This is a genomic window from Demequina salsinemoris (assembly GCF_000974805.1).
Classification (GTDB): domain Bacteria; phylum Actinomycetota; class Actinomycetes; order Actinomycetales; family Demequinaceae; genus Demequina; species Demequina salsinemoris.
This window is the reverse complement of record NZ_BBQZ01000005.1, coordinates 261,073-281,190: the sequence shown is the minus strand read 5'-3', so window position 1 is coordinate 281,190 and position 20,118 is coordinate 261,073. Positions and strand designations below refer to the sequence as shown.

Here is a 20,118-nt window from a genome sequence, read left to right as displayed (position 1 = left end):
AGAGCCGACGCGTTCAGGCGTCGACGTCGTCGGCGTAGCTGAACACGGATTCGAGCGGGACGCCGAAGACCCGCGCAATCTGGAACGCGACCTCGAGCGAGGGCGAGTACCTGCCCTGCTCGATCGCGATGATGGTCTGACGCGTCACGCCGACGCTCTTCGCGAGCGCGGCCTGCGTCATCTCGCCGTGCATGAAGCGCAGCGTGCGGATGTCGTTGGTGACCTTCGTGGAGCGGGGCATCACAGCCCCCGCGAGTAGGCGCGGAGCTTGAGGGCCGCGCCGACGATGCCGCCGAGCAGGCCGACGGCGAAGAGCAGCTGTGCGATCCAGAACGGATCCACGTCGTTCATGGCGAGGATGATCGCGCCGAGCGCGCCGAACGATCCCACGGACAGCCCCTTGGCATCGCCGTAGTTCTCGATCTGCTTGTCGCGCTCGTCGCCCTCCTCGAACTCGGGCTCCTCGCCGCGCACGGTGGCCGAGATGGCACCGCCGATCGTGGACACGATGACCCCGGCGATGATCACGACGACGATCGACCCCATCGCGATGCCCATGGGCCACACCCAGCTGATCGCCTCCGGGCTGGAGCCGATCGTGCGCGGGATCATGACGGCCGCGTAGACGATGCCGACCAGGATGAACGCGATGAGCGAGGCCCACACGGTGCGCTGCTGCATGGACATGGCCGCCTCCTCGTGATGTCACAGATCTCTGACACGGCCAAAGTAAGGCGGAGCGGACATGCTGTCAACTTTTCTTGACATCGGTCGGCTCGATTCCCGCGCTCGCACCCATCGGCGGCACCTCACGTCTCCTGGAGGGAACTGAGTGCAGGATTTGCGGCACATCCTGCACTCAGTTCCCTCCAGCACGCATGGGCGGGTGGACGGGGACGATGCGGGGGCGGGCGGGAAGGGACGATGCGGCAGGCGGGTGGACGGGGACGATGCGGCAGCTGGGCGCGCCTAGGCGGGAACCGACTCCTCGTGCTCGAGCCAGGCCCCGCGCGCCGTCGTCACCCAGTAGGCGATCCCGAGGAACACCCCGCGCGCCATGTTGAACAGCAGGAACGCGCGCCACAGATCGTGCCCGCGGTCGTCACCGACCCACAGCGCCCCCACCGCCAGCACAGGGAAGAACACGACGACGGCGGAGAGCAGCATCGTCACGAGCATCGCGCGCGTGTGGCCCGACCCCAGGAACACTCCGTCGAACAGATACGCGAGCGAGCTGAACAGCGGAAGCCAGATCACCCACGGGAAGTACTCGCGCACGGAGGCGCTCACCTCGGGCAGGTCCGTCATGACTGAGATGAGCGGATCGCGCGCCACGAGGTACAGCAGCGTGAAGACCGCACCGATCGTCACCGCCGGCACCGCCGCCGCGAGGTTGGCCCGATGGAACTCGCGCACGTCACGCCGCCCGATCTCGCGCGAGGACATCGCCTCGGCCGCATGCGCGTAGCCGTCCTGCGCGTACGACGCGAGCAGCATGAACTGCATGAGTACCGACGTGGCCGCGAGCACGTCCTCCCCGATGCGCGCGGCGTAGGCCGTGACGAAGGTGAGGACCGCGTAGAGGATCGCGGTGCGCCCGAAGAGCCACCCGTTGAGCGCCACCACCGCACCCCAGCCGGAGCGCAGGCCCTTGCCCCGCCAGCGCCGGAACGCCTCTCGCACGGCCGGCGATGCCGCGCGCCACCAGAGCACCGCGGCGAGGCCGACGCCAACCCACTCTGCCAGGGCCGATGCGGCCGCAGCACCCTGGGATCCCCACCCCAGCCCGGCGACGAACGTCACGTCGAGGACGATGTTCAGCACGTTGACCGTCGCGACGATCGCGAGCGGGCGACGCGTGTCCCCCGATCCGACGAACCATCCGTTGGCGACGAGCGTGAGCAGGGTGGCGGGGGCGGCGAGGAGGCGGATCAGCGCATAGTCGGTCGCGAAGGCCCGCACGGCACCCTCGGGGGCGAGCACGCCCATGAGCAGCGGCACCGCGACCCATTGGAGGACGAGGATCGCCCCGCCGAGCGCCACGGCCATGAGCACCGACCGCTGAAGATGCGCGACTGCCTCCTGTTCACGGCCAGCCCCGAGCGAACGCCCCACGAACGAGGTGGTGCCTGTGCGCAAGAAGCCCAGCAGCCAGACCACCGCGCCGATGACGGTCCCGCCGATCGCGACCGCGCCGAGATGCGTCGCGTCGGAGAAGTGGCCGAGCATCGCGGTGTCCACGAGGCCGACGAGCGGCACCGTGATGTTGGACAGGATCGCCGGCCAGGCCAGCGCGAACGCGCGCCGGTGCGGGAGCCCCCGCAGCAGGTCAGTCCCGGACGACAACGCGCACGCCGTGGCTGCGGACCGGCTCCATGGCCGTGTTCAGGCGCTCCGGGGTCACGTCGGAGTCGTGCAGGAAGCGCACCTCGGACTGTCCGTCGGAGATCGCGTACAGCACCGCGCCCTGCTTGGTCGCGCCTACCTCGGCGAGCGAGAGCACGCCGGGCGCGAACGACGCCCACCTGCGCCGAGCGAGGGGCGACGTCATGCCGCCCAGCTCGAGCTGGTCGTCGACGACGCGCGCCTGAAGCACGGAGGTCTCGGCGGTGGCGATGGATCGTCCCTGGTAGCCGAGCCAGGCGTTGAGGGCGGTCGCGGGCACCATCACGATCGCGACGAGCACGACCAGGAACGGCAGCGAGAGGAACACGTAGCCGAAGACGCCCATCGTGAGCACGCCCAGCAGGACCGCGACCGCCCAGTGGCGATACCACGGGCGGAACGGCTCGGCCCACGCCGGCGGGGACAGCAGGTTCTCGGTGTGCGGCATGGTCCTCCTCGTCAGGACTCCACCCTAGCCACGCCTAGGCTGTGGGCATGCCCCGCAGACTCTCCGCGATCGGCCCCGCAGCGGTCCTCACCGCGGTCCTCGCGCCGACCCTCGCGGGCTGCGCGTCGCCCTACGCGGTCGAGCCCGCCGAGTACGCGGGCGACGCCGACTGCGCGCGGGTCATGCTCGCTGTGCCCGACGAGCTCGGCGGGCTCGACAAGCGCACCACCACGTCGCAGGCGACGGCCGCGTGGGGCGACGACGAGGGCGTGATCGTCGCGCGCTGCGGCGTCGAGCCGCCCGGACCGACTACCGACGAGTGCCTCGCGGTCGACACGTCCACGGCGTCCCAGGACTGGATCATCACGGAGACGGACGATGCGTGGGTCGCCACGTCGTTCGGCCGCTCCCCCGCGCTTGAGGTCACGGTGCCGAAGGTGCGCGCCGATGAGGCCCTCGGGGATCTGCTCGCAGAGCTGTCGGGGCCGGCCTCGCTCGCCCCGGAGAACGGATTGACCTGCTCCTGACCGCCTGGGGCGGCGCGTGCGAGAACGGCGGGTGGTGGGCCCCGCCCGCTCCGAGCGCTACTCGCGTCCCTCGTCCAGCGGGATGAGCATCGTCCTGAAGTCGCCGCCTCCGATGTGGATCTCCCAGATCTTGTCGGCGACCTCGTCGATCGTGTAGCGCAGCTTGGGGATCGCGCCGGGGATCACGAGCTGGTGGACCCCGATGCCCTCGACGCCGAGCGCGTCGTGCAGCATCTCGCCGTAGGCGCTCTCGGCGGGGAAGGCGACGGACGTGCCCGAGAAGCCGTGCCTGGCCTTGACCGAGGTGCCGCCGTTGATGAGGATGATCGAGCCCTCGCCGGCCTCGCGCATCGCGGGCAGCACCGTGCGGGCGGCGTGGATCAGCCCCAGCGCCGAGAACTGGAAGGCCTGCGTGGCGAGCTCGGGAGTGAGGTCGAGCACCGGGTTGAGGAAGCTGCGGAACGGCAACGGGCTGTACTGCAAGGCGGTGATCGGCCCGAGCTCGGCCGCCGCCATCTCGAGCGCCCCCACGAGCTGCGCGGGCTGAAGGACGTCGGCCGCGTAGCCGCGTGCCTCGATCCCCTCCCGTGAGAGGTCCGCGGCGATCGCGTCGAGCTTCTCCTGGTCCCGCGAGATCAGCGCGACCGCGAAGCCCTCTCGCCCGAAGCGGCGCGCGACGGCCGCGCCGAGATTCGGTCCCGCACCGATGATGGCGAGCGTGGGCATGAGGTCTCCTTCGACGTCGCTGACAGCTCCTACGGACGACCCTAGCGCCAGGAGCGGGCAGGGTGGCGGTGCTCGGGCGGCGACGCGCAGACCTCACCCGGCGAGGCGGCACCCGTGACGAGTCAGCGCAGGCCGAGCGGGCGGTTCAGCGCCTCCTGGATCAGCGCCTCGACGAGCGCCGGGTACGCGATGCCGGCGACCGCCCACATGCGCGGATACATGCTCGTGGTCGTGAAGCCCGGCATCGTGTTGATCTCGTTGACCGTCACGTAGCCGTCGGAACCGACGAAGCAGTCGACGCGCGCGAGTCCCTCGGCGCCGACGGCGAGGAACGCGCGCCGCGCGAAGTCCGCGACGGTCGCGGCCACGCCAGGGTCGAGCGCCGTGGGGCACAGGAGCTCCACGTTGCCCTCGTCCAGGTACTTGGCCTCGAAGTCGTAGAACGCGTGGTCGCCCTTCGTGACGATCTCGCCCTGCGGCGAGGTGCGGACCTCCTGGCCCGTCGCGAGCACCGCGGTCTCGATCTCGCGTCCGACGATCCCCGCCTCGACGAGAACCTTGGGGTCATGCTTGGCGGCATCCGCGACGGCCGCCTCGAGCTCGTCCCACGAGGTCACCTTGGAGATGCCCATCGAGGAGCCGGCGCGCGCGGGCTTCACGAAGACCGGCAGGCCGAGCTTCTCGAGCTCGGGCATCCGCGGGGCGACGGGCTCGCCGGGCCGCAGCACGATTCCCGGGGCCACGGGCAGTCCGGCGTCGACGAAGGCGGCCTTCATGAACTGCTTGTCCATGCCGACCGCGGACGCGAGCACGCCGGAGCCGACGAAGCGGGCGTCGATCAGCTCGAGCGCGCCCTGGATCGTCCCATCCTCGCCGTACGGGCCGTGAAGCACGGGGAACACGACGTCGATCGCGCCCAGGGGCGTCACCGCCGTGCCGTCGTCGAGCCTCCACTCGGTGGAGCCGACCCGGACGGGCGGGAGAACAGTGGGGCCCTCGTCGGCGACCACGGGCATCGCGCCGTCGACGATCCGCCAGTCGGCCGCGTCGGTCGAGGCGAGCGTCCAGCGGCCGTCGCGCGTGATGCCGATCGCGACGACGTCGTAGGTGTCGCGGTCGATCGCTCCCAGCACGCCGCCCGCGGTGACGCAGGACACCCCGTGCTCGGACGATCGGCCGCCGAACAGCACGGCCACGGTCGGCTTGGGGTTCATCGTGTCCCTTCGGTCCTGATCTGATTCGACACTACTGGCCCTCGGCCTTGCGCGGCCGCGACACGAGCGCCTGCAGCACGGCCTCCTTGGGCGCGCCCTCGTGGATCATCGCCACCACGGCGTCGCAGATCGGCACGTCGACGCCGCATTCGCGCGCGAGCTCCTGGATCGACAGGGAGGTCTTGACGCCCTCGGCGGTGCCGCCGGTGGTCGCGATCGCCTCCTCGAGGCTCGCGCCCTTGCCGATCGCGGAGCCGAGCGTGTGGTTGCGCGACAGCGGCGAGGCGCACGTCGCGATGAGGTCGCCCATGCCCGCAAGTCCCGAGAACGTCTCCGGCGCCGCGCCGAGGGCGAGGCCTAGCCGCGTGATCTCCGCGAGGCCCCGCGTGATGACGGTCGCCGTGGTGTTGTGGCCGAAGCCCATGCCGTCGGCGATGCCGACGCTCACGGCGATGACGTTCTTGTAGGCGCCCGAGAGCTCGACGCCGACGACGTCCGAGTTCGTGTAGGGGCGGAAGTACGACGACGCGGTGGACGATGCGACAAGTTCGGCCGCGCCGGAGTCGGCGCCCGCGACGACGGTGGCGGTCGGCTGACGCTCGGCGATCTCGCGCGCGAGGTTGGGGCCCGAGACCACGGTGAGGCGGTCGTCCGGAAGACCCCACGCTTCCGCGAGCACCTGCGTCATGCGCTGGTGGGTGCCGAGCTCGATGCCCTTCATCAGCGAGGTCACGACCGCGCCGGACGGCACGAGCGACGCCCAGGGCGAGATGACGCCGCGCACATGCTGCGAGGGCAGCGCGACCGCGACGATCTCGGCGCCGTCGAGCGCCTCGGCGGCGTCCGTCGTCGCGTTGATCCCCTCGGGCAGGTGCAGCCCCGCGAGGGCCCGGTCGTTGCGGCGCTCGTCGCGCACCTGGGCGACCGCCACATCGTCCCTGCCCCACAGGGTGACGTCGGTGCCCGCGTCCGCGAGCACCGCGGCGAAGGTGGTTCCCCACGCGCCCGCGCCGAGGACCGCGGCGCGGGTCATGACTCGGCTCCGGAGACGCGACCGCCCTTGCGCATGTCCCACGGCGAGGACGGCGCCTCCTCCTGGCGGATGTCGGCGAGCATCGCGGTGAGCGTGGCGGTGACCCTGTCGGTCGCGTTCCGCAGCGTCTCCGCGTCGCGCTTGTCCCCGACGTCGCTCAGGTCGATCGGAGGCCCGGCGACGACGGTGATCGTCTTGGGCGGGAACGGCTTGAACATCTTGCCGTAGGGGGCGAGCAGACGATGCGCGCCCCACTGGGCGACGGGGATGATCGGCACGCCCGCGTCGAGCGCCATGCGCACGGCGCCCGGCCGAGCGACCATGGGCCACAGGTCGGGGTCGCGCGTGAGGGTGCCCTCGGGGAACATCGCGATCATGTCTCCGCGGCGCAGCACCTCGATGCCCTTGTCGACCGCATCCTTCGCGCGAGACGTCCCCCGGTAGACGGGGATCTGGTCCACGCCGTGGAGCGCCTTGCCGATCACGGGAAGCTCGAACAGCGACGACTTCGCGAGGAACCTGGGCGGATGCCCGTTGAGGTACAGGAAGTGCCCGAGCGTGATCGGGTCCGCGTAGCTCACGTGGTTGGAGACCGCGATGAAGCCGGAGTCCTTCGGGAGGTTCTCCGCCCCGTGCCAGTCCTTGCGGGTCGCCGGACCGAAGATCGAGCGCAGGAAGTAGGCCGCAGCCTTGTAGCCGCGAGTCTCGGGGGTCGCCATCACTCCACGCTCGCGCCGAGCGCGGCGAGCTTGTCGCGGAAGCTCTCGTATCCGCGGTCGATGATGCCGATGCCGTGCACCGTGGACGTGCCCTCGGCCGCGAGCGCGGCGATGAGGTGCGAGAACCCGCCGCGCAGGTCGGGGACCTCGATGTCGGCCGCCTTGAGCGGCGTGGGACCGGAGATCACCGCGGAGTGGGTGAAGTTGCGCTGCCCGAAGCGGCACTTCTTGTCACCCAGGCACTCGCGGTACAGCTGCACGTGCGCGCCCATCTGGACGAGCGCCTCGGTGAAGCCGAAGCGGTTCTCGTACACGGTCTCGTGGACGATGCTGAGGCCGGCGGCCTGGGTCAGCGCGACGACGAGCGGCTGCTGCCAGTCGGTCATGAAGCCGGGGTGCACGTCCGTCTGGATCGCGATCGGCTTGAGGTCGCCGCCGGGGTGGCGGAAGCGGATGCCGTCGGCGGTCACCGTGAACTCGCCGCCGACCTTGCGGAAGACGTTGAGGAACATGCCCATGTGACGCTGCTGGGCGCCCTTGATCATGATGTCGCCGCCGGTGGCGAGGGCCGCGCAGGCCCACGAGCCGACCTCGATGCGGTCGCCGAGCGCGACATGGTCGTAACCGAACAGCTCGGGCACGCCCTCGATCGTCACCGAGCGGTCGGTGTCGACCGAGATGATCGCGCCCATCTTCTGGAGCGTGTCGATGAGGTCCTTGATCTCGGGCTCGACCGCCATGTTGTGCAGGGTCGTGATGCCCTCCGCCATGACGGCGGTGAGGAGCAGCTGCTCGGTCGCGCCGACGGACGGGTAGGACAGCTCGTGATGGATGCCCTTGAGCCCGTTCGGGGCGGTCAGGTGCAGGCCGTCGCCGGCCTCGGTCACGACGGCGCCGAACTTGCGCAGGATCTCGAGGTGGAAGTCGATGGGGCGGTCGCCGATGCGGCAGCCGCCGAGGTCGGGGATGACGGCCTCGCCCAGGCGGTGCAGGAGCGGGCCGCACAGCAGGATGGGGATGCGCGACGAGCCGGCGTGCGTGGCGATCTGCATCGCGTCGGCGAACTTCAGCTCGGACGTGTCCATGCTGAGCACGCCGGACTCGACGTCGTAGTCGACGTCGACGCCGTGGAGTCGCAGCAGCGAGGACACCACCTTGACGTCGCGGATCTCGGGGACGTTGCGCAGGGTGGAGGCGGTGGAGCCGAGCAGAGCGGCCACCATGGCCTTGGAGACGAAGTTCTTGGCGCCCCGGACGGTGATCTCGCCCTCGAGCGGCCGCCCGCCGGTGACGCGGATGGAATCGGTCATGGTCCTATGGTGCCCCATCTCGGACGCTCGGCCCGTCCGATCTCCACAGCGCGGCGCGAGTGACTCCCGGGAGACCAGGGCCTTCGGCTCTACAGTGGTGCCGTGACCGATCCGCCTCGCGTCCTGTGCGCGGGCCTCGCCACGCTCGACGTCGTCCAGCTCGTCGAGCGGCTGCCGCGCCCCAACGAGAAGGTGGCCGCGCTCGACTTCCTCCTCGCGGGCGGTGGCCCCGCCGCCAACGCGGCGGTCGCCGCGGCACGATGCGGCGCCCAGACGACGCTCGTGACGGCCCTGCCCCCGCATCAGCTGAGCGAGCTCGTGCTCTCCGACCTCCGGGACTGCGGCGTCGACGTCCGCGTGGCGGATCCCTCGGGCGACGGCCCGCCCGCGACCGCGGCGATCATGGTGACTCAGGCGACCGGCGACCGCGCCGTCGTCTCCCCCACCGGCACCGCGGCCTCGGAACGCGAGACCCCGGCGGATCTTGACGCATCGTCCCTGGTCCATGGCCTCGACGCGGTGCTCCTCGACGGCTACCACCGCCATCTGGGGATCCCGATCGCGCGTGCCGCGCGCGAGGCCGGGGTCCCCGTGATCCTCGACGCGGGCAGCTGGAAGCCCTACTCGCTCGACGTCCTCGACCACGTCGACATCGCGGTCGTCTCCGACGACTTCGCCCCGCCCGGGACCGACGGCGAGCCCGCGGCCGTGGTCAGCACCCTGCTCGCGCTCGGCGTGCAGCGGGTCCTCATCACGCGCGGCGGTCGATCGGTGCTCTACCGCACGCCCGTCGGATCGGGCGAGGCCGGCGTGCGGCCCGTCCCCGTGGTCGACACTCTCGGCGCCGGAGACTTCTTCCATGGCGCCTTCGCGTTCCGCATCGCCGAGCTCGGGCTCGAGGATGAGCGCATCCACGACGATGCGGTGTGGGCGTCGGCGGTCGCGGGCGCGTCGCTCGGATCGTTCGGGACGCGCTCGTGGCTGAGCGGCCGGCTCCCCCACGAGCGCTGAGCGTGAGCTCCGGGCGTCGACCGGCTCAGCAGGTGCCCGGCGTGAGGATGAGGTCCGCGGTGCGCGAGGAGTCGTGGGCGAGCCAGTAGTTCTCGGCGTCCACGGTGTCCACCCAGACGCGCGCGGGTCCGGGCTCACGGCCCGTGGCGACGCGCCGCGCGATGAGCCGCTCGCGGCACGCCTCCCAGGGCACGTCCAGGAACCACAGCGCGTCGAGGCGCTCGTGCACGCGCAGCCACGGGGTCGAGTCCAGGGTGAGCCAGTTGCCCTCCACCAGGACGATGCGGCAGTCGGCGGGCACGGAGAGTCGCCCATGCACGGGCTCGTGAAGCGCGCGGTCGTAGTCGGGGACGGGCACCGCCTCGCTCCGCGGCGCGCGCAGGGCGTCGAGCACGGCGACGAGCGCTGCGGGATCGAAGGTCTCGGGGGCGCCCTTGCGGCCGGCGAGGCCGCGCGCCTCGAGCTCGGCCTGCGGCAGATGGAATCCGTCCATCGGCACGAGCGCGGGCTTGAGGTCGGCCCGCCGCTGGCGGATCACGGCCACGAGGGCCGCCGCGAGCGTCGACTTGCCCGAGCCGGGGCCGCCCGCGACGCCGATCAGCCGCGTGCCGGCGGAGGAGTCCGCGTCGTCGATGACCTGCGCGGCGAGCGCGCCCGCGAGGTCGAGCGCGCCGCGCGGGAGGTCGGCCGGGGCCGTCACGAGGCGCGTCCTTGGGCGAGGCGCGCGCGGACGAGCGGCATGAACACCTCGTCGACGATCCACGCGAGCCGCAGCGCTCCCGGAGCCTGCCTGGTCATGAGCACCTCGGCGCTGAACAGGTCGAACGGCAGCGCGAGCAGCCAGGGGTCGACGCTCCCGTCCGGCGCCTCGCCGCGATCGACGGCGCGGAACCAGACGTCCTCCATGCGCGTCACGGAGTCGGACAGGAAGATCTCCCGCAGCCGGCTGCGCTCGGCTCCGTCGGCGAGCGCGTCGCCCGAGGCCGAGGCGTAGAGCAGCGCCTCGTAGCGATCGGGCCGCAGCGACGCGTTGCCGAGCAGGACCAGCACGTCGTTGCGCAGGGAACCGGTGTCGAGGGCGGCGCCGTCCTCGGAGCGGCCGCGCTTCCACAGCGCGGCCTTCATGAGGGCGGCGCGGTCCTCCCAGCGGCGGGCGAGCACGGTGCGGCTCGTGCGGGCGCGGCGCGCGACCGCGTCGAGCGTGAAGGCAGCGTGGCCGCCCTCGCTCAGGACGTCCCAGGCCGCGTCGAGGATCGCGTCCTCGAGCGCGTCGCCCCGACGCCGGCGCTTCACTCGCCCCTCAGCGTTCACCTTTGCATCCTATTCCCGGCGCCTTCCGCGTTCGCGGAGGCCGATACGGCGATGCGCTCGCCGTCCCTGGGGACGGCGAGCGCATCGCGCGTGCTGCGTCGGTCAGTCGACGGGACGCGCCGCGACGATCTCCTCCTTGGGGAGCGTCTTCGCGGGCAGCGTCTTGGGACGCCACGACTCGCGGGTCGCCTCGAAGGCCGTGATGGCCTCCTCGTCGCGCAGCGTCAGGCCGATGTCGTCGAGACCCTCCATGAGGCGCCAGCGGACGTAGTCGTCGATCTCGAACGGGACCGTCAGCTCTCCGCACGTGACGGTGCGGTCCTCGAGCGAGACCGTGATCTCCTTGCCGGGCTCGGTCTCGAGCAGCTTCCACAGCAGCTCGATGTTCTCCTGGCTGACGACGCCCGTGACGAGGCCCTGCTTGCCGGAATTGCCGCGGAAGATGTCCGCGTAGCGCGAGGCGAGCACGACCTTGAAGCCGTAGTCCTTGAGCGCCCACACGGCGTGCTCGCGGGATGAGCCGGTGCCGAAGTCGGGGCCCGCGACCAGCACGGAGCCGTGCGTGTACTCGGGCTTGTTGAGGATGAACTCGGGGTCGCCGCGCCAGGCCGCGAACAGCGCGTCCTCGAAGCCCGTGCGCGTGATGCGCTTGAGGTACACCGCGGGGATGATCTGGTCGGTGTCGACGTTGGAGCGACGCAGCGGGACGCCGACGCCGGTGTGGGTGGTGAACTTCTCCATGGCTCGTCTCCTTTACGCGAGCGCCGAGGGCGCGTCGTCGAGGTCGTCGGGGCTGGACAGGGTGCCGCGCACCGCGGTGGCGGCGGCGACGAGCGGGGACACGAGGTGCGTGCGGCCGCCCTTGCCCTGGCGGCCCTCGAAGTTGCGGTTCGAGGTGGACGCCGAGCGCTCCTGCGGCTTGAGCTGGTCGGGGTTCATGCCCAGGCACATCGAGCAGCCGGCGTTGCGCCACTCGCCGCCGAAGTCGAGGAAGATCTTGTCGAGGCCCTCGCGCTCGGCCTGGAGGCGGACGCGCGCCGAACCGGGGACGACGAGCAGGCGGATGTTGTCGGCCTTCTTGCGACCCTGGAGGATCGCCGCGGCGGCGCGCAGGTCCTCGATGCGGCCGTTGGTGCACGAGCCCAGGAACACCGTGTCGATCGTGATGTCGCGAAACGGCGTGCCGGGCGTGAGGCCCATGTACTCGAGCGCGTTCTTCGCGGCCTCGCGGTCGGACTCCTCGGCGAAGTCCTCGGGGCTCGGCACGTTGGCGGACAGCGGCAGGCCCTGGCCGGGGTTCGTTCCCCAGGTGATGAAGGGCTCGAGGTCGGCGGCGTTGAGGTTCACCTCGGTGTCGAACACCGCGTCGTCGTCCGTCTTGAGCGTCTTCCAGAACTCGACGGCGGCATCCCAGTCGGCGCCCTCGGGGGCGTGCGGACGGCCCTTGACGTACTCGAAGGTCGTCTCGTCGGGCGCGATCATGCCGGCGCGGGCGCCGGCCTCGATCGACATGTTGCAGATCGTCATGCGCCCCTCCATGGAGAGGTTGCGGATCGCGTCGCCACGGTACTCGAGCACGTAGCCCGCGCCGCCGCCGGTGCCGATCTTCGCGATGATCGCGAGGATGATGTCCTTCGCGGTCGCGCCCTTGGGCAGCTCACCGTCGACGTTGATCGCCATCGTCTTGAACGGCTTGAGCGGCAGCGTCTGGGTGGCGAGGACGTGCTCCACCTCGGAGGTGCCGATGCCGAACGCGAGCGACCCGAACGCGCCGTGGGTCGAGGTGTGCGAGTCGCCGCAGACCACGGTCATACCGGGCATGGTGAGCCCGAGCTGGGGGCCGACGACGTGGACGATGCCCTGGTCGGCGTCGCCCAGCGAGTGGATGCGGACGCCGAACTCGTTCGTGTTCTCGCGCAGCTTGTCGACCTGCTTGCGGCTGGTCTCGTCCGCGATCGGGAGGTCGATGTCCAGCGTGGGCGTGTTGTGGTCCTCGGTCGCGATCGTGAGGTCCGGGCGGCGGACCTTGCGTCCGGCGATGCGGAGGCCCTCGAACGCCTGCGGGCTCGTGACCTCGTGGCACATGTGAAGGTCGATGTAGATGAGGTCGGGAGCGCCGCCCTCACCCTTCTTGACCAGGTGGTTGGCCCACAGCTTCTCGGCGAGGGTCGTACCCATGCTCTCCTCCTCGATCTCGGTCTAGACATCTCACATTTTGAGACGCTAGTATCGCTCTATGGACAATCATAGCGGCGTCGGCGTGATTGACAAGGCGGCGGCCCTGCTGACCGCCTTGGAGGAGGGCCCCGCCACCCTCGGCCAGATCGTCACGACCACGCACCTCGCGCGCCCCACCGCGCACCGGCTGCTGCTCGCGCTCGAGCACCACCGCCTCGTGGGCCGCGACGCTACCGGGGCGTTCATCCTGGGACCGCGCTTCGCGCAGCTCGCCGCCGCGGTGGGCGAGGACCGCCTCGTCTCCGCCGCGCAGCCCGTGCTCACCGTCCTGCGCGACCGCACCGGCGAGTCCTCGCAGCTGTACCGCCCGCACGGCGACCAGCGCATCTGCATCGCCTCCGCCGACCGCGCGATGGGCCTGCGCGACTCGATCCCCGTCGGCACCACCATGACCATGGCCGCGGGCTCCGCCGCGCAGGTGCTCACCGCATGGGAGGAGACCGAGCGCATCCATCGCACGCTCGCCGCAGCGCGCTACACCGCTCGCGACCTCGCGGTCGTCCGCGAGCGCGGCTACGCCGAGTCCTCGGGCGAGCGCGAGCCCGGCGTCAGCTCCGTGTCCGCCCCTGTGTGGGGCACCGCGGGCACGGTGATCGCGGCCGTCTCGATCTCGGGCCCGGCCGAGCGCATGACCGCCCACCCCGGGACGATGCACGCGACAGCGGTCGTCGAGGCCGCCCAGCAGCTCAGCGAGGTCCTGCGCCGCACCGCCGGCTGACGGCGCCCCCTCATCCCCCGCATCGTCCCTGGCCAGTCCCTCGGCGCCGACGCGCGCGCGAAACATCGGTGCGCTTCACTGACCTCATGCGCGTCGACGACTACCTGAGACTCCTCCCGAAGACAGAGCTGCACTGCCACTTCGTGTCCACGATGTCCGCGGGGCGGCTCATCCAGCTCGCGGACCGCTACGGCGTCGCGCTGCCGACGACGGATCCCGAGACGCTGTTCGACTACGACGACCTCGCGGACTTCCTCGTCGCGTTCCGCGCCGCGACGGACGTGCTTCGCACCTCCGAGGACCTCGCGCAGGTCGCGTACGACGGGGTGCGGGCGGACGCGGCCGCCGGGTCGCTGCGCTACCGCGAGTACTACGTCAACCCGCAGTACTTCGCTCCGAAGGGCCTCGGCTACCGGGACCTGCTGGACCCGATCATCGACGGCCTGCGAGCGGCCGAGGCCGATCTCGGCGTCGGCTTCCGCATCGTCGTCGCGATCAACCGCCAGGACTCCCCCGCCGCGGCGGTCGAGCTCGTGGAGCAGGTGCTCGCCGACCCGATCCCCGAGGTGGTCGGGATCGGGATGGACGACCTGACCCCCGAGCTCACCGAGGACCCCGGCCGCTTCTCCGACGCCTACGCGCTCGCGCGCCGGCACGGGCTCAAGACCACCGCGCACGTCGGCGAGCGCCCGGTCGACGCCCCCGAGAACGTGCGCGTCGCCCTCGAGGACCTCGCTGTGGACCGCATCGACCACGGCTACCGCATCGTCGACGACCCTGCGCTCACCGCGCGCGCCCGCGACGCGGGCATGCACTTCGCGACCACCCCGTGGTCCACCACGATCTGCTCCGGCTGGACGATCGACCCCGAGCATCGGATCCGCAGGATGATCGACGCAGGGCTCTCGGTCAGCTTCTCCTCGGACGATGCGGTGTTCTTCCGGACGTCCGTGGCACGCGAGTTCAGGGAGGCGCTGCCGCTCATGGGGCTCGGCGTCGAGGACGCCAAGCGGATCGCGCTCGCCGGGATCGACGGCGCGTTCTGCGACGACGATACGAAGGCCGCCATGCGCGCGAGGTTCGCCGCGGAGATGCTCGCGTTGGACACCGCTCTCGCCGATTCCTGACTCTCGCCACCGGGGCATATTCGCCCTGGTGACACGCGACAACGGGGATTTCAGGACCTTCGTCCGACGATTTCCGCCGCGATGTCGGTCAGGCTTTTCCCATGGCTATCTGGGTGGTGTACGAGTCGCTGTGGGGCAACACAGCGGCGATCGCTCGCGCCATCGCGGAGGGCCTCGGCGAGGAGGCGATCGCGGTGTCGACAGCCGACACCGACCCAGCGGAGGCGGCATCGATCCGCGCCCTCATCGCGGGGGCGCCGGTGCACGGCATGAGCCTGCCCACCTCGGAGTCCCTCGCGGCCGCCGCCGCGAAGAAGGTCGACGAGGCGCACCTGGCGCCTCGCACCGACGCGCCGCTCATGCGCGACTGGCTCGCGGGACTGCCCGAGCTGGCCATCCCCGCCACAGCGTTCGACACCCGCGTCCGCGGGCCCCTCGGCCGAGGCTCCTCGACCGCGATCATCCGCGCGCAGGCCGCGAAGGGGTGCTCGCTGCTCGCTCAGCCGAAGAGCTTCCGCGTGGACTTCCGCAACGCCGGGCCCACCGAGGCGGACCTGCTCAAGGACGGCGAGCTCGCGAAGGCCCGCGCGTGGGGCGCGCAGCTCGCGACCGTGCTGAACGCCGCGGCTGCGTGATCCTGGCGACGACCTGATCCTGACAACCGCCTGACGGCCGGCATCGGCCGTCCTTCGCGAGCGTCAGTCCTCGTCGGACCCCGCGTCACCTGAGTCGTCGGACGACGCATCGTCATCCCCGGCGGCAGAGCCGGCGTTCGCGTTCGCGTGCGACTCCTTCGCCGCGTCCGAGTTCCCGCCCGCGTTCGACTGGGACCCCTTCGCCTGGTCCGAGGCGCCGCCCGCGTTGCTGTTGGCGCTGCGGTTCGCGCTCGAGCCGGAATCGGCCGAGTCGTCCGTGGAAGCGTCGTCGTCCGACTGCGCGGCGTCCTCGGCCTCGTCCGCATCGGACTCGTCGTCCGCATCGTCCGTCGTGGCCGAGTCCTTGGACTTGTCGCTCTTCGTGGTGGCGTCCGCGTCCTTGGTGTGCCCCGGCGCGGTGCCCGAGTTGCCGGGCGCCGCGTCGGTGGTGTCATCCGTTGCCGCTTCGTCAGACTCGTCATCGACGATGCCGCGCGCGTGCTGAGACACCGCCTGCCCGAACTCGCGGCCGGTGAGATCGGTCTCGGCCATGAAGGTGAGCATCGCGGCCACCTGGGCGCGACGCTCGGCCGACTGCTCCGACCCGTTGCTCATCACGGACTCGGCGGCGTGGAGCAGCCCGGTCAGCTCGTCGGCCTCGGCCTCGTCGAGATCGTCCATCGCGTCGACGGCCTCGACCGAGAGGTCCAGCGCGTCGTCCACATCGCCGTCGGCGAGCAGCTCCCGCATCTCGAGGAGACGCTCGTGGGCGCCTCCCGCATTCACACCGAGACGCTCGAGCGCGCGGTCCAGTCCGTAGAGGGCGTCGCCGGGGGCGGCCTCGTTCGCCGCCGCGACGCCGCCGAAGGTCACGGTGATCACGGCCGCGGCCGCAATCGCGGCGGCCGCACGACGCTGCATGCGCGTGCGGCCCCGCGGGTGCGCGCCGACCGTGCCGCCGCCAAGGGGGGCGACGGCGGCCACGGCGGCAAGCCTGCCTGCGAAGGCGGCTGTGTGCGCGTCATCCTGCTCGAAGGCATAGGTCCGACGCATCGCGTCGAACGCCTCCGAGAGGACGGCCATGTCCGCGCGCCCGGGCGGGGGGCCCTGGAGCGCGGCTTCGAACTCGTCGTCACGAGGGGGGTGTTTCGTCATGGCATCCCTGTCATCGCTCATCGGAGCGGAAAGGTGACGCGCTCTGTGAAAGATTCTTGCGGAGCACCTTGAGAGCGCGGCTCTGGATCGCCTTGACCGCGCCCTCGGAGCGGTTCAGCACCTGCGCGGTCTCGGCCACGGAGAGGTCGCCGACCACGCGGAGCATGAGGACGTCCCGCTGGACGTCGGACAGCCCACGGACGATGCTCTCGACCTGGGCCGCGGACAGGTGCGCCATCGCCTCGTCCTCCGAGTTGCCGAGCCACGCTCCGGCCGCGGCCTCGAGCGCCTCCTCACCATCGAACGTGGGCACCTGGCGCCCCCGCTTGCGGAACGCGTCCTGCATGCGGCGGTGCGCGATGGTGAACACCCACGCGCGGAAGTCGGACTCGTCGCCCTCGAACCGACGGATGTCCTTCGCGACGGAGAGGAAGGTCTCGGACAGGACGTCCTCGGGGTCCTGCGCGCCTCGGCTCCGCAGATACCCGCCGACCTGGCCGGCGAGATCGCGGTAGAGGCTCTCCCACGCCCACTCGGCGCCCGTGCGCGCCGCCGCGAGCGCGGGGTCGAAGCCCTCTCCGAGAACCACGCTTCCCCCTCACCTGGTCGTGTCTCCCGATGACAGTACAGCGCGGCGCGACGACGCCAGCCATCGTCCGCACGCGCTCGCCGCCGTGTCGCGGAATCGTCACGGCGATCACGCCGTTCATGTGGCATGGGTTCCCGCATCGTGGTCTTCGACGGCGACTGCGGGCTGTGCAACGGCTTCGTCGCGTGGCTCCTCACGCACGACCCGCACGGCGCCCACCTCATCACCGGTGGCGCCAGCGAGGTCGGGGCGAGCATCGTCTCCCGCGCGGGGCTCGACCCCCTGGTCACCGACTCGACCATGATCCTGTGGGTCGACGGTGAGGCGCTGGTCAGGTCCGACGCGGTCCTCGAGGTCCTCGGCGCTCTCCCCGTTCCGTGGAGCCTGCTGCGCGCGGGTCGCCTCGTCCCCCGTGCCCTGCGCGATCGGATCTACGACGCGATGGCCGCGCGGAGGCCCCGCATCGACGGGGACGATGCGTGCGGCGTGCCCCCGGAACCGATGGTCGACCTGTGGCGGTCGAGGCTCGCGACGCCCGCTGATCTGTAGCCGCCCCTCCCCCGCCGACCACCGCATCGTCCACGAGCGATCTCAAGCCCGCTCAGGCTCGGGCGCCACGTCCTTCTGGGCTACGTTGGCCTCATGCTCACGCGCGCGATTCCTGACGCCCGGCGGCGACCGTGAGCACCGCGACCGTCATCGGCGGTGGCCCGGCCGGACTGTTCGCGGCCGAGACGCTGGCCGCCGCGGGCGTGACCGTCACCGTCCACGAGCGCAAGCCCTCGCCGGGCCGCAGGTTCCTGCTCGCGGGACACGGCGGGCTGAACATCACCCACTCGGAGGCCCGCGAGCCGTTCCTCAGCCGCTACGGCGCCTCCGCGGACCGCATCGCTCCGATGCTTGAGAGGTTCGGCCCGGAGGATCTGCGCGCGTGGTGCGAGGACCTGGGCGAGCCGACCTTCGTCGGATCCAGCGGACGAGTGTTCCCCCAGGCGTTCCGCGCTACTCCCCTGTTCCGCGCCTGGCTGTCACGCCTGACCGAGCTGGGCGTGACGCTCGAGCGGCGCTCCCTGTGGACCGGCTGGGACGCCGACGGCCGGGCGCTGATCACGGATGCCAACGGGCAGCCCGGGGCGGTCGAAAGCGACGTCACGGTATTCGCGCTCGGCGGGGCCTCGTGGCCGCACCTGGGTGCGGACGGGGCGTGGGTGGAGCCGTTCAGAGCTCGAGGCGTCGAGGTGACGGCGCTGCGACCCGCGAACGTCGGGCTGCGCGTCGCCTGGACGGACGTGTTCGTCGAGCGCTTCGCGGGGGCGCCGCTCAAGAACGTGTCGCTCACCGTGCGCGGCAGCGGCGCGCCGCCTCAGCGCGGCGACGCGATGCTCACCCGCACGGGCATCGAGGGCGGGCCCGTCTACGCGATCGGAGCGGCCATCCGCAGCGCGCTCGATGTCGCCGCCACCGGAGGCGCGCCTTGCGTGCTCGAGGTGGACCTGCGGCCCGACGTCTCCGCGGACCAGCTGGTACAGCGCCTCGGGCGGCGGCGGCCGAAGGACTCGGCATCGACGTGGCTGCGCCGCGCGGTGGGGCTCGACCCCGCGTCGATCGGGCTGCTGCGGGAGACGGACAGCGGTGCGCTGCCGTCGGAGCCAGCTCACATGGCGGCGCTCATCAAGGCGGTGCCGGTGCGCGTCACGGACACCATGCCGATCGACCGCGCCATCTCCACGGCGGGCGGCATCGCGTGGTCGGAGATGGACGACCGCCTCATGCTGCGCCGCATGCCGGGCACATTCGTGGCCGGCGAGATGCTCGACTGGGAGGCGCCCACGGGCGGCTACCTGCTCCAGGCCTCGTTCAGCATGGGCGCCTGGGCCGCGGACGGCGCTCTCGCCTGGCTGGGAAGCGACGACTGACCGTCGCGTCCCGCGTGAGCGCGATTCCTTGGCGCCTCTCAGTCGGCGAGGACGACGGAGGTGTCGGTCTCGCGGAGCCGGCGAAGGACGGCCCGCTCGTGCGGCGTGTCGTTCGGCTGGTGCAGGGTCAGCAGCAGGTCGCCGCCGAGCGTGCGCGCGATCATGCCGTGTCCCCCGTCGGCGGCCCAGAGCGGCTCGTCGTCCTGGACCCACGGGCCCTCGACGGTTCCGCTCGTGGAATGCGCGATCCCCATCGCGTAGCCCCGGTCGCCGTAGCTCGACCACAGCATGATGAGCGCGCCCGAAGACAGTCGATGCAGGAAGGGCCCGTCGGTGACGTACGCCCTGTTCTCGCCAGCAAGCTGCGGGTGCGCCATCGGCCGGGACCACTCCGGCTCCGACGCCGTGAAGAGCAGCGTGGGCTCCCCCACCGTGTGCTTCAGGTCAGCGCTGAGCCGTTGCGCGATCATCTCGCCGTCGATCGCCTGCACCCACTCGTGGCAGTAGACCATCCACGGATCGCCCGCGTCGTCCAGGTGCAAAGTCCCGTCGAGGCACTCCCACTCGCGAGGGGTCACCGGGCCATCGCTCCACGGCGTGTAGGGGCCCTCGGGCGCATCCGCCGACAGGATCTGGGTGCCGCGGCGCGCGTCCATTGACGTGAACGTGGCGAACATGTAGTACCGCCCCTGGTAGGCGTGCACCTCGGGCGCCCAGTAGTCCCGGTCGCTCCAGAAGCCCCGCAGCGGACGGAAGGCCTCGATCGGCCCCTCCCACTGCTTCAGGTCGGTGCTGCGATAGCAGTCGAACCCGGTCGCGGGCGGATTCCAGACGTCCTTGTCGGTGCTGCCGAACAGGAGGTACTCGCCTCGCTCGGGCACGGTGACGAGGTAGGGGTCACGGATCTGGATCTCGCCGAGGCTGTGCGTGGTCATGAGGGCCGTCCTTCAGTGGTGCGTCTCCTGCATGTCTACAGCAACCTTTGCACGGCGTCGGACGGAGACACCCGGCGCTCTCGCACACGCGGGGCGTGTCGGCCCGACCGGTCTCCCACGG

General features: G+C 71.4%; 23 protein-coding genes. 7 read left to right on the top strand and 16 right to left on the bottom strand.

What is annotated here, in order from left to right; genetic code table 11:
• Window positions 1-13: 13 nt before the first annotated feature.
• The 4 genes from AOP78_RS11365 to AOP78_RS11350 form a co-directional block, all read right to left on the bottom strand.
• Entirely contained in the window at window positions 14-241 is a 228-nt protein-coding gene (locus AOP78_RS11365; RefSeq protein ID WP_062204731.1) for a helix-turn-helix transcriptional regulator, read from the bottom strand.
• Window positions 241-687: a hypothetical protein gene (locus tag AOP78_RS11360; protein ID WP_062204592.1), complete on the bottom strand. Its 447-nt coding sequence runs from the start codon at window positions 685-687 to the stop codon at window positions 241-243. The genes AOP78_RS11365 and AOP78_RS11360 overlap by 1 nt, the downstream gene beginning before the upstream one ends.
• Before the next feature lie 282 nt (window positions 688-969).
• A complete protein-coding gene (locus AOP78_RS11355; RefSeq protein WP_062204591.1) occupies window positions 970-2,346 on the bottom strand; it encodes an MATE family efflux transporter in 1,377 nt (458 codons plus the stop codon).
• Entirely contained in the window at window positions 2,330-2,833 is a 504-nt protein-coding gene (locus AOP78_RS11350; RefSeq protein WP_062204588.1) for a hypothetical protein, read from the bottom strand. The genes AOP78_RS11355 and AOP78_RS11350 overlap by 17 nt, the downstream gene beginning before the upstream one ends.
• A gap of 47 nt (window positions 2,834-2,880) precedes the next feature.
• Here AOP78_RS11350 and AOP78_RS11345 point away from each other — a divergent pair, with 47 nt between their 5' ends.
• A complete protein-coding gene (locus tag AOP78_RS11345) occupies window positions 2,881-3,360 on the top strand; it encodes a DUF3515 family protein (RefSeq protein ID WP_062204585.1) in 480 nt (159 codons plus the stop codon).
• Window positions 3,361-3,417: 57 nt separating this feature from the next.
• On the opposite strand, the gene AOP78_RS11340 is transcribed toward AOP78_RS11345, so the two are convergent.
• The 5 genes from AOP78_RS11340 to murA all read right to left on the bottom strand — a co-directional run bounded on the left by AOP78_RS11340 (window position 3,418) and on the right by murA (window position 8,362).
• Window positions 3,418-4,086, bottom strand: a complete 669-nt coding sequence (locus AOP78_RS11340; RefSeq protein ID WP_062204583.1) for an SDR family NAD(P)-dependent oxidoreductase — start codon at window positions 4,084-4,086, stop codon at window positions 3,418-3,420.
• A 122-nt stretch (window positions 4,087-4,208) separates the two neighbouring features.
• Window positions 4,209-5,300, bottom strand: a complete 1,092-nt coding sequence (locus AOP78_RS11335) for a D-alanine--D-alanine ligase family protein (protein WP_062204578.1) — start codon at window positions 5,298-5,300, stop codon at window positions 4,209-4,211.
• A 31-nt stretch (window positions 5,301-5,331) separates the two neighbouring features.
• Window positions 5,332-6,333 (bottom strand): NAD(P)H-dependent glycerol-3-phosphate dehydrogenase, encoded by a 1,002-nt coding sequence (locus AOP78_RS11330; protein ID WP_062204575.1) that lies wholly within the window; start codon window positions 6,331-6,333, stop codon window positions 5,332-5,334.
• Window positions 6,330-7,052 carry a lysophospholipid acyltransferase family protein gene (locus AOP78_RS11325; protein ID WP_062204572.1) on the bottom strand — a complete coding sequence of 241 codons (723 nt, stop codon included), beginning with the start codon at window positions 7,050-7,052 and terminating at the stop codon, window positions 6,330-6,332. The genes AOP78_RS11330 and AOP78_RS11325 overlap by 4 nt, the downstream gene beginning before the upstream one ends.
• Window positions 7,052-8,362 (bottom strand): UDP-N-acetylglucosamine 1-carboxyvinyltransferase, encoded by a 1,311-nt coding sequence (gene murA / locus AOP78_RS11320; RefSeq protein ID WP_062204569.1) that lies wholly within the window; start codon window positions 8,360-8,362, stop codon window positions 7,052-7,054. Before murA ends, AOP78_RS11325 begins: the two co-directional genes overlap by 1 nt.
• Window positions 8,363-8,464: 102 nt before the next feature.
• On the opposite strand from murA, the gene AOP78_RS11315 reads away from it, so the two are divergent.
• Window positions 8,465-9,373, top strand: coding sequence for a carbohydrate kinase family protein (locus AOP78_RS11315; RefSeq protein ID WP_062204565.1), 909 nt, complete (start codon window positions 8,465-8,467; stop codon window positions 9,371-9,373).
• A 25-nt stretch (window positions 9,374-9,398) separates the two neighbouring features.
• On the opposite strand, the gene AOP78_RS11310 is transcribed toward AOP78_RS11315, so the two are convergent.
• The 4 genes from AOP78_RS11310 to leuC form a co-directional block, all read right to left on the bottom strand.
• Window positions 9,399-10,073, bottom strand: a complete 675-nt coding sequence (locus tag AOP78_RS11310) for a nucleoside/nucleotide kinase family protein (RefSeq protein WP_062204562.1) — start codon at window positions 10,071-10,073, stop codon at window positions 9,399-9,401.
• A complete protein-coding gene (locus AOP78_RS11305; protein WP_062204558.1) occupies window positions 10,070-10,684 on the bottom strand; it encodes a TetR/AcrR family transcriptional regulator in 615 nt (204 codons plus the stop codon). The genes AOP78_RS11310 and AOP78_RS11305 overlap by 4 nt, the downstream gene beginning before the upstream one ends.
• A 102-nt stretch (window positions 10,685-10,786) precedes the next feature.
• Entirely contained in the window at window positions 10,787-11,425 is a 639-nt protein-coding gene (gene leuD, locus AOP78_RS11300) for a 3-isopropylmalate dehydratase small subunit (protein ID WP_062204556.1), read from the bottom strand.
• A gap of 12 nt (window positions 11,426-11,437) precedes the next feature.
• Complete coding sequence (gene leuC / locus AOP78_RS11295) at window positions 11,438-12,862, bottom strand: 3-isopropylmalate dehydratase large subunit (RefSeq protein ID WP_062204551.1); 1,425 nt, start codon at window positions 12,860-12,862, stop codon at window positions 11,438-11,440.
• Window positions 12,863-12,920: 58 nt separating this feature from the next.
• On the opposite strand from leuC, the gene AOP78_RS11290 reads away from it, so the two are divergent.
• The 3 genes from AOP78_RS11290 to AOP78_RS11280 all read left to right on the top strand — a co-directional run bounded on the left by AOP78_RS11290 (window position 12,921) and on the right by AOP78_RS11280 (window position 15,402).
• On the top strand, window positions 12,921-13,640 hold the full coding sequence (locus tag AOP78_RS11290; RefSeq protein ID WP_062204547.1) for an IclR family transcriptional regulator: 720 nt from the start codon (window positions 12,921-12,923) through the stop codon (window positions 13,638-13,640).
• Between the two features lie 86 nt (window positions 13,641-13,726).
• Window positions 13,727-14,767, top strand: a complete 1,041-nt coding sequence (add, locus tag AOP78_RS11285; protein WP_152659519.1) for an adenosine deaminase — start codon at window positions 13,727-13,729, stop codon at window positions 14,765-14,767.
• Between the two features lie 101 nt (window positions 14,768-14,868).
• A complete protein-coding gene (locus tag AOP78_RS11280) occupies window positions 14,869-15,402 on the top strand; it encodes a flavodoxin family protein (RefSeq protein WP_062204542.1) in 534 nt (177 codons plus the stop codon).
• A 63-nt stretch (window positions 15,403-15,465) separates the two neighbouring features.
• Here AOP78_RS11280 and AOP78_RS11275 read toward each other — a convergent pair whose 3' ends face one another.
• Together AOP78_RS11275 and AOP78_RS11270 are read right to left on the bottom strand one after the other, a co-directional pair.
• On the bottom strand, window positions 15,466-16,557 hold the full coding sequence (locus AOP78_RS11275) for a hypothetical protein (protein WP_062204539.1): 1,092 nt from the start codon (window positions 16,555-16,557) through the stop codon (window positions 15,466-15,468).
• A 10-nt stretch (window positions 16,558-16,567) separates the two neighbouring features.
• Complete coding sequence (locus tag AOP78_RS11270; protein ID WP_062204536.1) at window positions 16,568-17,146, bottom strand: RNA polymerase sigma factor; 579 nt, start codon at window positions 17,144-17,146, stop codon at window positions 16,568-16,570.
• Window positions 17,147-17,272: 126 nt separating this feature from the next.
• Here AOP78_RS11270 and AOP78_RS11265 point away from each other — a divergent pair, with 126 nt between their 5' ends.
• Complete coding sequence (locus AOP78_RS11265; protein ID WP_062204535.1) at window positions 17,273-17,695, top strand: thiol-disulfide oxidoreductase DCC family protein; 423 nt, start codon at window positions 17,273-17,275, stop codon at window positions 17,693-17,695.
• Between the two features lie 131 nt (window positions 17,696-17,826).
• Window positions 17,827-19,062, top strand: coding sequence for a BaiN/RdsA family NAD(P)/FAD-dependent oxidoreductase (locus AOP78_RS11260; protein ID WP_062204532.1), 1,236 nt, complete (start codon window positions 17,827-17,829; stop codon window positions 19,060-19,062).
• A gap of 38 nt (window positions 19,063-19,100) precedes the next feature.
• On the opposite strand, the gene AOP78_RS11255 is transcribed toward AOP78_RS11260, so the two are convergent.
• A complete protein-coding gene (locus AOP78_RS11255) occupies window positions 19,101-19,997 on the bottom strand; it encodes a glycoside hydrolase family 43 protein (protein ID WP_062204530.1) in 897 nt (298 codons plus the stop codon).
• Window positions 19,998-20,118 lie beyond the last annotated feature (121 nt).